The organism is Leptothoe sp. PORK10 BA2 (assembly GCF_034932105.1).
GTDB lineage: Bacteria > Cyanobacteriota > Cyanobacteriia > Phormidesmidales > Phormidesmidaceae > Leptothoe.
Genome location: NZ_JAYGIG010000007.1, coordinates 23,901 through 37,027, shown reverse-complemented (window position 1 = coordinate 37,027; position 13,127 = coordinate 23,901). Strand labels below are relative to the sequence as shown.

The following is a 13,127-nucleotide window of genomic DNA, read 5'->3' as shown; positions in this document are numbered from 1 at the left end:
TAATTCAAGCGGACATTAGGAGAAAACATCTCAGTGTTTAAGTTTCATTGCCGCTGTACATGTGGAGGTATGGCATTTCAGCGTCGCCAATATACAAAAAAAGGGAGCCCATGGCGGCTCCTTTTTTAATAGCTTTTTTATGGGTTAATGATTAGAGAAATAGGGTCAATGGACTTTTGTTTCCCAAAGGTCCTGCCGTAATCACAGTCAGCCCAACTCAAGTCAGATCGGCTATTAGGACCGACAAGTAAAGCCGCCAGTAGAAATAACTTTCTACTGGCGGCTTTACTTGTTTTGGATTGAAATTCTACTTCCTGGATCCCACCGGTTCAACGGGGAAGTATTCAGCCGGGGCTAGGGCATTGCCGCGAATCAAACTGCCAATGGTCTTGGCGGTAATCTTCATTTGGGTAATGGGGTTAGCAGGGACAACGGTTTTGTACAGATAGCTATCAAAGGTCAGCTTCTGAACATCTATGTCGGAACACATCTCAACGAAGGCTTCGCGAGTAGCATCGGAGCGATAGAACACCCGCTGCAGAATATCCAATACCAGATAGGTAATGCCGTACTGCTTGTCCCAACGCTGGATGTAGGTCTTGAGTTCTGCCTCGGTAAGGGCGCGCTCACCATGGTTGGATAGTTCAACGATGGTTTCGGCACACATGCGGCCAGACTTGGCGGCGAAGTAAATACCTTCACCGGAGGACTTGGTGACGGTACCGGCGGCATCACCCACTAGGGCAACCCGGCCCACAACGCGACGAGGTCTGGGGTGCTCAGGAATCGGATGGGCTTCTACCTTGATAATTGTCCCACCTTCAAGGCGTTTGGCCGCCCGCTTGCGAATGCCCTTTTGTAGCTGCTTAATTTTTGCTTGGTTCACTCGCATGGTGCCAGTACCCACAGCTACGTGGTCATACTTGGGAAATACCCAGGCATAGAAGTCAGGGGAGACGTCATCACCGACGTACATTTCCGCTAGTTCTTCGTAGTAGGCCATCTTGTCATCGGGAATGCGGATGCGCTCTTGGAATGCGATCGCATAGTTATAGTCCCCCGCATCAATCGCCCGAGCCACGCGGGAGTTGGCACCATCGGCACCAATCACCATATCTACCTGAAGAGTCTTGGCTTCACCTTGGATCGTGCCATTGGCATGATCGGCGTAGTGCAGGGTGTAGGGATCCTTATCGTTGCTAGGGAGCTCCAGTTTGTGAACGGTGCCGTTAATCACCTTAGCGCCTAGTTTTTCAGCCCGTTCACGCAAAAAGCCATCCAAGACCTCACGACGGCACATGCCAATGTACTCATCATCCTTGAGGGTGCTACCAATATTCACCTCAACGTTTGAGGGGGAGATCATTTTCATCTTGCGCACGCGGCGGTCAATGATCTCAGGGGGCAAATCGAACTCATCCACCATACAGAGGGGAATGGCTCCGCCACAGGGCTTAGCATTGTCTAACTTTCGCTCAAAGAGATAGGTATCAATACCTGCTTTTACTAATGTCTCAGCAGCAGAAGAGCCTGCCGGACCGCCTCCAACAACCGCAACCCGAAGTGCCAAGGTGTTTTTCTCCAATTCGATTAAAAGCTATGTTTCGTATGCTATCACGCAGATTTGAGACCTCTGGAAACACTCCTATGGATGTAACAAAAATGAAACAGACAAAGGCGTTTGTCTAACGTTTAGTGACTTCACAGAGAATGCAGAATTGGCTCAACCAGCTTGAAATTTAAGCGGTGATGGCGCCTGAAACGAGTCTTTCCCTTGATTCCTATTTAAGGGTTTCCTAGGGTCTCAAGGCTCCAGGCAATCTCTCCTTACGGGTCAGGAATTCTGGTCGGTTGGAATTGGAACTGGGCTTGGAGCAAGCCTAGGATCATTCCTCCGCCTAGGGTGCTGGCAATTAACCACAGCCAAAATTGATGGGCAACACCCTGATCTAAGGCCCAGCCGCCCAGGGGAGGACCGATCAAATAGCCCACGGCCCAACACATGGAATTAATCGATAAATAGACCCCTCGTAGGGCGGGGGGTGAGATGCCCACCACCAAAGCAGAAGCAATGGGCGTGTAGGCCACGGTCCCCAGGGCCATGGCGGTCAGACCAACCAGAACAAACAGAGTAGGGCTGATCAGCTGCTGCCCCACCAGCCAAGTACTGAAAAAGGTGATGGCCCAAAAGACGAGGGAAATCATCAGGGCATGGGGCTGGGCAAAGCGACTCAGCCAGCGGGCCATGGGTAGCTGACATAGGACGGTGAGCACAATGGCCCAGGTGAAGATGCCCCCTACTGCAGCGTGATTATCGAGGGTGGTAAAACGGTTGAGGTAGAGGGGCAGGGTGCTGTGGGACTGGGAGATATAGAGGGTAAACAGACAGTTGACGACAACGTAAATTTGTAGGGTGCGATCGCAAACCGCCCTGCGCCAACCCTGCCAAAAAGTCCCCACAGGATTCGTTGTACCCAGGGTCTCCCCAATGGCCACCGCCACGATGGCATAAAACACCATAAACGTCAGGCCATCCAGGGCAAAAAGCACTCGATAGGCTTGAAACACCGCAATCACCGCCCCCCCTAGCACCACCCCCAGGCTCAGGCCGAGGTTATCCGCCAAACGGGTCAGGGCAAAGGCTTCATTGCGATTTGCCCCAGTGGTGAGATCGGCCACTACGGCCTCACTAGCGGGCCAGTACAGACCCACCCCCAGGCCCATGCACAAATTAGCCAACACAAAGCCCCCAAAGTCATGGGTGACCACAAAACACCCATCGGCCACGGCGGAAATGGCGGCAGATAGCAACAGGGTGCGCCGTCGGCCCCAGCGAGGTGAATCCGCCATGGAGCCCCCGGCAAAACGACCCACCATCCCCGACAAGGACTGGCTGCCCAATCCCAACCCAATGGCCGTGGCCGAAAGACCCACATCATCCGCAAAAAAAAGCGGCGCATAGAACAGGGTAAACCCAATCCCCAGATGGGATAGCAAGCGGCCCGCCGCCAAAATCCAGAGGCGGGCATCCAGTTTCGGAAAAATGATCACAAACTACCTTGTATACCCATGGTTATATAACCACCGTATAACCATGCTTGTATAAGTCCATAGGCGATCGCCGAAAGCCTTCAGGAGATTGCGCCGCCCATGGCTGCTGAAGGCTTTCCTCGGGTAGAATTCAATGTGCCCATCCAGGCCCACCCCAGTTTCTTAAATCAATATCAATTCAGCATCCTAACGGTATGGCAGAAACAGTTCCAGAAAATTTGCGCCAGCGGGCAAAAGAGCTGCGATCTCAACTGCAAAAAGCTAGCTATGCCTACCACGTGCTGGATGCCCCTGACCTACCTGACGAAGTTTACGACCGGCTCTATCGCGAACTGCAAGATTTAGAGGAACAGCATCCCGCCCTTGTTACCCCCGATAGCCCTACCCAGCGGGTGGGGGAACAACCGGCCAGTCAGTTCACGGCCCTAGAGCACAATATTCCGCTCTACAGTTTGGAAAATGCCTTTGATATTGACGAATATCGCCAGTGGGAAACTCGCTGGCAGCGACAAACACCTGATATAGAATCGGCCCCGGTTGTGGCTGAACTAAAGATTGATGGCAATGCCCTAGCCCTGACCTATGAAAATGGTCTCCTCACTCGCGGGGTGACTCGCGGCGACGGCATCAGCGGCGAAGACATCACCCCCAATGTGCGCACCATTCGCTCCATTCCCCTACGGCTCCAAATCGAGCCTCCTCCCCCACGGGTGGAAGTGAGGGGGGAGGCCTTTATCCCCAACGATGTGTTTAAGCGCATTAACGCTGAACGCCAAGCAAAGGAGGAAGCCCCCTTTGCCAACCCCCGAAACGCAGCGGCTGGCACCCTGCGCCAGCTGGACTCTAAGGTGGTGGCCCAGCGCCGCCTCGACTTTTTTGCCTATACGCTCCTTTTACCCGAAGGCACGGGTGGTCTGTCCTCCCCCCAAACCCAGGAAGATTCCCTAAAGACCCTACAAACCCTTGGATTTAAGGTCAATCCCAATTGCCAACTTTGTCCCAAAACAGAAGATGTGGCCCAGTTTTACAACTATTGGGACCAAGCCCGCACCCAGCTCCCCTACCTCACCGATGGGGTGGTGGTTAAACTGAACGATCTGGCTTTACAGGAGCGCCTAGGGTTTACCCAAAAATTTCCTCGCTGGGCCATTGCCCTGAAATATCCGGCCGAAGAAGCCCCGACCATTTTGCGGGACATGACGGTACAAATTGGCCGCACGGGGGCGGTCACACCAGTGGCCGAATTAGCCCCCGTGCAGCTGGCGGGAACGACCGTTTCGCGGGCCACCCTGCACAACGCCGATCGGATCGCTGAACTCAACCTCCACAAGGGGGACACCGTCATCGTCCGCAAAGCCGGGGAAATTATTCCTGAGATAGTGCGGGTATTAACGGACCTCAGACCCCAGGGAGCCGAACCCTGTCAGCTGCCCACCCACTGCCCTGAATGTGGTGCAGCCTTAGTCAGACCGGCAGATGAGGCGGTGACCCGATGTATCAATCCCACCTGCCCGGCCATTGTGCGAGGGGATCTCATCCACTGGACCAGTCGTCAAGCCCTGGACATCGGTGGGCTGGGGGAAAAATGGGTGCAGCAGCTCTTAGCACAACGGCTAGTTAGCTCCGTGGCCGATCTATATGATTTGACCGTCGAGGACCTCCTGCCCCTGGAACGCATGGGGCAGCAACTGGCCCAGAAATTGATCGATGCCATCCAAGCCTCTAAGTCACAACCTTGGTCTCGGGTACTCTTTGGTCTGGGCATTCGCCATGTGGGGGTGGTCAATGCCCAGCTGCTGACCCAGGAATTCTATACAGCAGACCGTTTGGCAGCGGCAGAACCAAAGGATATTGAAGCGGTGTATGGCATTGGTCCAGAAATTGCCTACTCCGTCCATGAATGGTTTCAAGCATCGGCTAACCAGCGCCTAATTGAGCGCTTAAACATAGCAGGGGTGCAGTTAGCCGGTGCACCTCCGGTGGTCGCCTCCACGGAGCTGCCCATGGCGAACAAAACATTTGTACTCACCGGCACCCTACCCACCCTCAGCCGCCGGGAGGCTAAGGCCAAAATTGAGGCCAGTGGAGGCAAAGTGACTGGGTCAGTCAGCGCAAAAACAAGCTATGTTGTGGTCGGTATAGATGCCGGATCAAAGCTGGCTAAGGCTGAAAAGCTGGGTATTCAACAGCTGAGCGAAGAAGAGTTGCTAGCGTTGTTGGAAGAAACGGCATCCCCTTAGGTTTTGTTTTCTGGACATTTTCTGGGCATTTTCTGGCTGCGAATATAAGGTTATGAAACGATTGTGCTTATCGGCTGCAAGCAAGGATATTCAACGGCTAGCCCGGTCAGTAGGGACAGTCTTGGGGACAGTTTTAGGGACAATCTTGACCACGGCCGCAGCTAGCCAGGGGGCAGAACGCGTCACGTTTGCCTTTGGTCCGGTGGAACGCTCCATCGAACTGGCTGATTTAGAACAGCTGGCTGAGAATGGGGTACTCAGTGAAGATCTGGCCTACTATGCTCAGTTCTTACCCGATGACTACGATGTTGATGTGCTCAGACAGGCCCTCACGTGGCGTTTAGATCAAGATATCGACACCATTGATGTGGATGTGGTGCTGTTAGATCGATTTTTCCATACCAAACAGGGGGAATACCTCCTGAATATTGCCGCTGACTTTATTCGCACAGAGGCCCGGCGCAGCGATTTGCGAGCACTGCGAGGGGCACTGTTGGTGGCGGTATCCGATCAGGATGAAGGTCTGACCCTGTTGAATACATTGCGTAATTTTCCCTCCTCGGAAATGCGGATTGAGTTAGATCGAGGTTTGGGGCTGCTGCGCGAGATTAACCGGGCCATCTATGAAACAGAAGCATCGATTGATTTACTAGAGCGGCTAGGTGCTCCGACAGTGGCATTATCCGAGATGGAGCAAGCAAGGCTACGGGCCTTAGCCCTTCAAGCTCAACGGCCTGGACGTTTTCAGGTAGAGCGCCAAACATTGGCTAGCAATGCTCCCATCCCAGCTGATGTCTATCTGCCAACGCTGCAGGGCCAGCGCCAACCCAACCGCCCCACGGTGATTATTTCCCATGGCTTAGGTAGTGACCGCACGTCCTATGCCTATCTGGGCGAGCATTTGGCCTCCCATGGTTTTTTGGTGCTGAATGTGGAACACCCCGGGAGTAACGCGGCGCAAATTAACGCCCTACTGGTGGGCAAGTCGGCTGATGTGATCCCTAACGAAGAATTTCTTGAGCGGCCCCAGGGGATTTCGGCCCTGCTTAACTATTTAGAGCGGGAGGCCACCCAGTATCGTAATTTGATTAATTTTGCCCAAGTCGGCATCGTAGGTCAGTCATTTGGGGGCTATACGGCCTTGGCCTTAGCCGGTGCCAGCCTGGATTTTGAGGTGCTGCAGGCAAGCTGTCCTCCCGGGTCCCTATCGTTGAATGCGTCATTGCTACTGCAATGTCAGGCCAGTCAGTTGGCTGAATCCCCTGAGACGACCCTGTCATTACAGGATGGGCGGGTGAGGGCTGCGATCGCAATCAATCCCATCACCAGCGTGATCTTTGGCGAAGAAAGCCTGGGCCAAGTGACCACACCAACCATGCTGGTATCCAGCGGCGCTGATACCGTCGCTCCCGCCCTCCAAGAACAGCTGGTGCCCTTTACCTGGCTCACCCATCCCGAGCGCTACCTCCTGCTCATGCGCCAGGGCACCCACTTTTCCACCATTGCCATGACAGCAACCGGTAGCGAATCCTTTGACCTCCCCCCAGAAATTATTGGCCCGGCTCCCGAGCTAGCCCAAACTTACCTCGCCGCATCCAGCCTGGCATTCTTAACCCAGCACTTGACAGGAAACAGTACCTATGGGGCACTGCTGACCGCCGACGGCATCGCCCAGCTCAACCAAGACCCGATCAAACTCAGCCTCGTCCAAAGCCTCACCGGTCCCGCCTTAGCAGATCAGCTCGGTGGACCACCCCGGGCAGCAGCCGACGAAATTATCTCCCCCGAGGCTCTAACCGGAGCAGAGCTCGCCAATCCAGCACCTGTTACTCCAGAGGTGCTGCTAGATGAAACCCGCCCCCCCGCATTTTCGGCCCCGCCCCCCCCATCGCCCTGATAGGATGACTTTGATTAATCCTATTTCTTAATCCGGTTCCCTCATCCTGCCCCCCAGCCATTCCCTGCGACCAACCATGCCTGATGGTTTTGTAAACCTCCATAAACCTGCTGGCTGGACATCCCATGACTGTGTAGCCAAACTACGCCGCCTACTCAACACCAAAAAAATTGGCCATGCTGGCACCCTAGACCCGGCAGCCACTGGTGTCCTGCCCATGGCGGTGGGTCGCGCCACTCGCCTGTTGCCTTATCTCCCTAGCGATAAGGCCTATCGTGCCGTGGTGCAGCTGGGCACCACCACAGATACGGACGACCTCGACGGCACTATCCTCACCCACACCCCGGCAGCCCATCTGACCCCGGCGGCCATCACCAAGCATTTAGAGCAGTTCCAAGGCACCATTCAGCAAATCCCCCCACTCTACAGCGCGGTACATGTTGACGGTCGGCGGCTTTATGACTTGGCCCGTCAGGGCATGACTAAAGCAGTGGATATTCCAAGCCGCCAGGTCGTTATTCACCAAATTGATGTGGTCCATTGGCAACCGGGGGATACGCCCCAAATCACCCTAGATATTACCTGTGGAGCCGGTACCTACATCCGCTCCATTGCCAGGGATCTGGGCGCGCTCCTGGAGGTAGGCGGCACCTTAGCCTCCCTAATTCGCACCCAAAGCAGCGGATTTACATTAGACACCAGTATTTCTCTGGAGACATTATCTGAGCAGCCAGAACAGGTTGAACTGATTGCCCCGACTGTAGCCATGGCACATTTACCCCAAATAGTGCTCTCCCCTGAAGTCGGCCGTCGCTGGTGTCAGGGACAGCGTTTGCCCATGGTTCCCACCCTTGAACTGGAACAGCCCCTGCGGGTGATGACCGACACCTGCCCATTTCTAGGCATTGGGGTATTTCGGATTAAAGAGGGTCAATCCCACCTGGTGCCCAAGATGGCGTTTGTCCAATCGTTTTAACGATGCTTGGTCAAGATCTTGAGCCAGATCTAGGCTTTCTAAACATCTATTCCCTAAAACTTCAGTAGTTTCCCGTAGTCACTAGACAGAACATGTAGATATCAGGGAAACCAATTGAGGATGAGATGTGTCTTTTGACTGTGCATCCCCGTGATTTTTACTAGTTAATTTTGTTGTTCACTGGGTTAAGACACCAATGTCTAACTGGAGTTCTGCCTCTGCGCTGAAGCGCTTTCAAACAGGTGAGACTATTTTCTCTGAGGGAGACCCCGGAGATTCAGCCTACATCATTGAGTCAGGGAGGGTAGAAATTGCCATCACCATCGATGGTCAACCCTTCCCCCTACGTATATTGACCAGTGGCGATGTGCTGGGAGAAATGGCCGTGATGGATACAGCCCCCCGCTCAGCATCGGCTAGGGCCCTCGAAGAGACCGTCTGTGTTGCCATTTCTAGTCGACAAATTTCGGAACGAGTGCAGGATGCGGACCCCGTAGTGCAGCTGTTGGTGAAGACCTTGCTCCATCGGATCCGTAGCACCCCCCAGGTGACCTCATCCACAGCCGCCAATATCCCCACCGGACTACCCTCCCAGTCGGTGGCCGACAATGACCAAGTGCTCGATAAAATGCGCCTTGAATCGGAACTGCAGGCAGCCCTGGTCAATCAGCAACTCCGGCCCCACTATCAGCCCCTGGTGAACATTCAAACCCGACAAATCCTCGGCTTTGAAGCGTTAATCCGATGGTTTAGCCCTACCCGAGGCCATGTGTCCCCAGGGGAGTTTACGAGTCTGGCCGAAGAAACATCCTTGATTATCCCCATTGGTCAACAGACGATTCAGCAATCCTGCCGGGATTTGGCTCAGTTCCAGACTATCTGCCCCGACAGGTGCCTGTTTGTCAGCATCAACGTTGCCCCTCGGCAACTAGCTGAAAATAATTTCTTAGCGGAATTGCAAACGGTCATCGAGCAACACAGTCTACAACCATCGCAAATCAAACTGGAAATCACTGAACGGGTCTTTATGGAGAATCCGGTCGCATTAGAAACGTTACAGTGCTGTCGTCAGGCCGGTTTCAAAATATCCCTAGATGACTTTGGCACAGGGTTCTCCAGCCTCAACTATCTGACTCGGTTTGAGGTGGATGGGTTCAAAATTGACCGGGCGTTTGTCCAGGACATTCTGACCAATCCCCGCACCCAGGTACTACTAAAAAGCCTGTTGGCCATGGCCGACGGACTGAATATGCAAACGGTGGTGGAAGGGATTGAAACCCTTGAACAGCTAGAAGTCCTGCAAAAGTCTGGCTGTGACATTGGCCAGGGCTATCTCTTTGGTAAAGCGCTGCCCTTTGTCGAGGTGCAGCAGCTACTGGCCCAGGAACTAGCTCACAAGCCCGTCAGCGTATAGCGGCCCGCCTGTTCCACCAATAGCGTGGCCGGTCGATCGGCACTCTTTGCCGCTAGGGCTAACAATGACTGTTGCTGGCCGACATCACTGTAGAGCAGCTCTCCAGCCCCAGAAAATATCATGGTTTTACCTGGGGCAATCGCTAACCCTGGGGGTACATGGGAGCCCAGGTGGAATAGTTTTTCCGCAGTCGGATCCCCCATCAGGTCCAAGCTGGCATATTGCAAATGGGGATAGAGTTCAGACATTTGCCCAGGTGTGAGACCCAGTTGGGAGCCAATGGTATGGACCATTAACGTGATCGCATCAGGAATCGGGTCAGCCGGGGAGGCCATAGTTTGGGCTGTCGTCTCCCCGGCGTTCGCTTGGGCGGAAATAGCATTGGGGAGGCTAGCCACAGGGGGAGTCGCTTGCCATGGCAGGGTGGGCAACCACTGCAGACCATGGCCCGTGGTCACCAGGACAGGTCCGGCATTCTGGGGTTCAGTCCCGGATTCGAGCTTAGGGCCAATGGCCAATAGGGCTAAGCCAGAGCCCATGGTTTTCACCCCATGAACAGTCAGTCCGGCAACGGGGAGATGGCCATTAAAAAGTTGCAGCTGCCGCCGCAGGGATAGGGACTCGGCCCAAAAATTAGCGGCGGTAATGGTGTTGGGAGGCCGCCCCCAGCCAGCACTGTCTTGGAGTAATTGGATGTCAATGTGATACCAGGTTTGTCCTGGCAATGGGGTGGGTAGGGATTGCGATCGCAACCAACCAACCTCCGGTGCCACCACCGCAGTAGCCTGCCCCACCAGGCCCAGATAACGCCCCGGATGGGTAGCAGCCGCCAACGGGGCTGACGCGGCCTGGGTCCCAGCCTGGCCAAGGTTTTTCCCAGACGTGATCGTTTCACCCGCGCTCTCCAACGGACTGCGGCCCAACGCCTGCAACCGTTCCAACGTGATCTTCCCAGGAGCTTTTTTCATCAACCAGTCCTTACCCACCTCCGGTGACTGGCGGGCCGTCACCAGTAACGTCCCCCAGATCTGGGAGGCCACATCCTTAGGATGCACCTGTAGATGTACGGTCACCGAACGCCACAGGGCATCAAAATCCGTTTCTAACCGTTTGAGCGTAGCGCCATAGAGCTCAGGATTGCTTTCCAGAATAGTCAGGGCCTGCTCCCACTGACCATCAATTAAATAAGCCCAAATATGTTGCTGTTGACTGGACCAGGTCTGTTTAGTTTGCTCTTGGGTACGTTTAGCATGTAACCCAATTAAATGCAGCTGGTTTTGGGCAGCGGGGGACCAGTCTGGGCCCAATTCCACTTTGGCCGACTGCATCATTTGCAAACTATGGGACCACACTGCCCCCTGGGCCAACTGCAGCGCTTTTTCATAGAGAGATGTGGCCACGTCTGATGCATAGACCGACTGGTAAAGAGACACCTCCTGGAGCCGGGGCGGATCGTTAGAAATGATTTGATACAGCAAAAAACTAGGCCGCAGCCCAACAGTTTGATCGATCAGGAGCTGATCTCCAGTCTCCGCCGTTTGCAACTGGGGCAATTTCCCTGCCGGGCTCGACCAATTGAGCAATCGATGTATCCGTTGGGAACTCGGCTGATAGCTCAGAATCTGCCCGTAGCGAATGACGGTATTGCCATAGCGCCCCTGCCCCTCCAGCAGCAGCCAGGGTACATCGGCTGACTTAATCGGCATCAGTTTGACCGATGTCAGAGTGGCATCACTCTCGATACTGACCACCTGGGAGGCGCTGCCCACCAGGGGATTCGTAATAAAGGATTCCTTCAGGGGCCGAATCGCCACCTGATCCACCCGCTGGAGCTGATCCCCCTGCACCCGATAGACCCAAAGTTCCGTAATGGACCGATCATCCGTGCTGAGAATCGGATAGAACCAGGCTTGGGGCTGGTCCACTCGGGGCCAGGCGATGGGCTCCCCAGGGGTAATACCTTGGGACTTCATCTCCGCTAGAATTTCAGCCGATGTCTGGGGAACAGCTTCAAAATTATTCGCTAATCCAGGAAACGCCTGCTTTAACCAATTGGGACTATGGGGATCAACAATCAGCTTGGCCCCTGATAGGATGACCACCGCCATCAAAACGACCCCACCCCCCAAGGTTAAGCCGCTCAGAACCCGCCAGGGAACACGACCTGACGATGAGCTCACCAAGAGTTTTACCGAGTGGGTAGCTGGATTTGATTTGCTCAGACCCATGGGAATGCTGCAACAGAGACATCAACCATCCTGACTAGCAGAACTAAGCTAAAGGGACTAGACTGGCTGGACTCTAGCCTGATGATAGTGCCTAGGAGGATAGCACCTGGGCGTAACGTTGACCGAGGTACTCCCAAGTAAATTCAGCTTCAATCATTTGACGGGCATTTTCGGAGAGCTGCTGCCGCAGGGCTGTATCTTCAAACAACCGACCAATGGCCTTTACATAATCCTCAGGTTGATTGGCCCGCAATGCCCGCAGGGGCACCCCCTCGATATCCACCTCCATCCCCTCAAGACCGCGATCGCTAGCCACCACCGGCACCCCCACCGCCATGGACTCCAGGGTTTTGGTTTTAATGCCCAGGCCCGCCCGGAGTGGCACCACACTGATGGTTGAGCGCTGTAAACAGTCCGTAATCGAAGGCACCCGCCCGGTGACGGTCACACCGGGGATATCATCCAGCGCCTTCACCGCTGGTACCGGGCGAGTCCCCACCAGACTCAACGTCGCCTCTGGATAGCGCTGTTTCACCAGAGGAAAAATTTCCCGTGCCAGGTAGCAAGCCGCATCAATGTTGTGGGACGAATCCATGGCCCCAATAAAAATTAGGGACTGACCGCCGGGGTCATGGGAGCGATAGGGAGAGGTGTCTAGATCCACCCCTGTGGACACGATGGTGATATTGGCATCGGGCACCAGCCGCCGTAGATGGGCTCGATCGTCCGGGGTGGTGGCCACAATATGGGTGAATTTGGCGCAATATCGCTTTTCGTAGCGGGCCAACAGGGGCAGGTACAGCCGATCGCGCCATGGATTTTCTGAGGCTCCAGCCTCTAGATGATCAAACACCCAGCCATAGACAGAGCTATGGATATCCGCCACAGTTTTTACCTGCTGGCGCAACTTAGGGTGGACGTACATCTCATTGACACCGTGCTCACATATCACCGCATCGTAGTTACCAGCGTCCACCTGCTGCGTGACCCAGGTATACACCTCCGGGGAAAACCGAAAGGTGACACTAGGGGGGGTGCCGGTAATCACAAACTGGGCCAGACGCAAGGCCTGCTTTAGGGGATTTCGATCCTGATGCGTTTTTTGCTGGTCAGGTACGGGAAAGATTTTAATTTCCTTGACCCAGGTTTTCAACGTCTGGATATTTTCCTCAGTGGCATTGGGGGTAGCATGGGCCACCAGGGTAATGTCGTGGAGCGGACCAATCTGCCTCAGGAGGTTAAAGGTGCGGACCTCAGCAGCGCCGTGGCTCGGGGGATAAGGAAACGTATTGAGGGAAAGAACAAGCAGACGCATGGGGAT

The 13,127-nt window shown here is 54.6% G+C and carries 8 protein-coding genes; 4 read left to right on the top strand and 4 right to left on the bottom strand.

The features are described 5' to 3' along the window. Nucleotides 1-307: 307 nt before the first annotated feature. Together chlP and VB741_RS03410 are read right to left on the bottom strand one after the other, a co-directional pair. Nucleotides 308-1,570: a geranylgeranyl reductase gene (chlP, locus tag VB741_RS03415; RefSeq protein WP_323363742.1), complete on the bottom strand. Its 1,263-nt coding sequence runs from the start codon at nucleotides 1,568-1,570 to the stop codon at nucleotides 308-310. A gap of 257 nt (nucleotides 1,571-1,827) precedes the next feature. Beyond that, on the bottom strand, nucleotides 1,828-3,051 hold the full coding sequence (locus VB741_RS03410; protein ID WP_323363741.1) for an MFS transporter: 1,224 nt from the start codon (nucleotides 3,049-3,051) through the stop codon (nucleotides 1,828-1,830). Between the two features lie 194 nt (nucleotides 3,052-3,245). Between VB741_RS03410 and ligA the strand changes: the two genes are divergently transcribed. The 4 genes from ligA (at nucleotide 3,246) to VB741_RS03390 (ending at nucleotide 9,578) form a co-directional block, all read left to right on the top strand. Beyond that, nucleotides 3,246-5,291 carry an NAD-dependent DNA ligase LigA gene (gene ligA, locus VB741_RS03405; protein WP_323363740.1) on the top strand — a complete coding sequence of 682 codons (2,046 nt, stop codon included), beginning with the start codon at nucleotides 3,246-3,248 and terminating at the stop codon, nucleotides 5,289-5,291. A 52-nt stretch (nucleotides 5,292-5,343) separates the two neighbouring features. Further along, on the top strand, nucleotides 5,344-7,188 hold the full coding sequence (locus VB741_RS03400) for an alpha/beta hydrolase (RefSeq protein WP_323363739.1): 1,845 nt from the start codon (nucleotides 5,344-5,346) through the stop codon (nucleotides 7,186-7,188). 76 nt (nucleotides 7,189-7,264) lie between these two features. After that, the gene (gene truB, locus VB741_RS03395; protein WP_323363738.1) at nucleotides 7,265-8,164 is read left to right on the top strand and encodes a tRNA pseudouridine(55) synthase TruB; all 900 of its coding nucleotides are present in this window, start codon (nucleotides 7,265-7,267) and stop codon (nucleotides 8,162-8,164) included. A 196-nt stretch (nucleotides 8,165-8,360) separates the two neighbouring features. Next, nucleotides 8,361-9,578, top strand: a complete 1,218-nt coding sequence (locus VB741_RS03390) for an EAL domain-containing protein (RefSeq protein WP_323363737.1) — start codon at nucleotides 8,361-8,363, stop codon at nucleotides 9,576-9,578. Here the strand turns inward: VB741_RS03390 and VB741_RS03385 are convergent. Then, nucleotides 9,557-11,806, bottom strand: a complete 2,250-nt coding sequence (locus tag VB741_RS03385; protein WP_323363736.1) for a hypothetical protein — start codon at nucleotides 11,804-11,806, stop codon at nucleotides 9,557-9,559. The genes VB741_RS03390 and VB741_RS03385 overlap by 22 nt on opposite strands. A gap of 91 nt (nucleotides 11,807-11,897) precedes the next feature. Next, a complete protein-coding gene (locus VB741_RS03380) occupies nucleotides 11,898-13,121 on the bottom strand; it encodes a glycosyltransferase family 4 protein (protein WP_323363735.1) in 1,224 nt (407 codons plus the stop codon). Nucleotides 13,122-13,127: the final 6 nt, after the last annotated feature.

What these genes read in the sequence shown, in the direction of transcription:
- VB741_RS03385 (WP_323363736.1), bottom strand. Translation starts at nt 11,806, where the DNA reads ATGGGTCTGAGCAAATCAAATCCAGCTACCCACTCGGTAAAACTCTTG.
- ligA (WP_323363740.1), top strand. Translation starts at nt 3,246, where the DNA reads ATGGCAGAAACAGTTCCAGAAAATTTGCGCCAGCGGGCAAAAGAGCTG.
- VB741_RS03400 (WP_323363739.1), top strand. Translation starts at nt 5,344, where the DNA reads ATGAAACGATTGTGCTTATCGGCTGCAAGCAAGGATATTCAACGGCTA.
- truB (WP_323363738.1), top strand. Translation starts at nt 7,265, where the DNA reads ATGCCTGATGGTTTTGTAAACCTCCATAAACCTGCTGGCTGGACATCC.
- VB741_RS03390 (WP_323363737.1), top strand. Translation starts at nt 8,361, where the DNA reads ATGTCTAACTGGAGTTCTGCCTCTGCGCTGAAGCGCTTTCAAACAGGT.
- VB741_RS03380 (WP_323363735.1), bottom strand. Translation starts at nt 13,121, where the DNA reads ATGCGTCTGCTTGTTCTTTCCCTCAATACGTTTCCTTATCCCCCGAGC.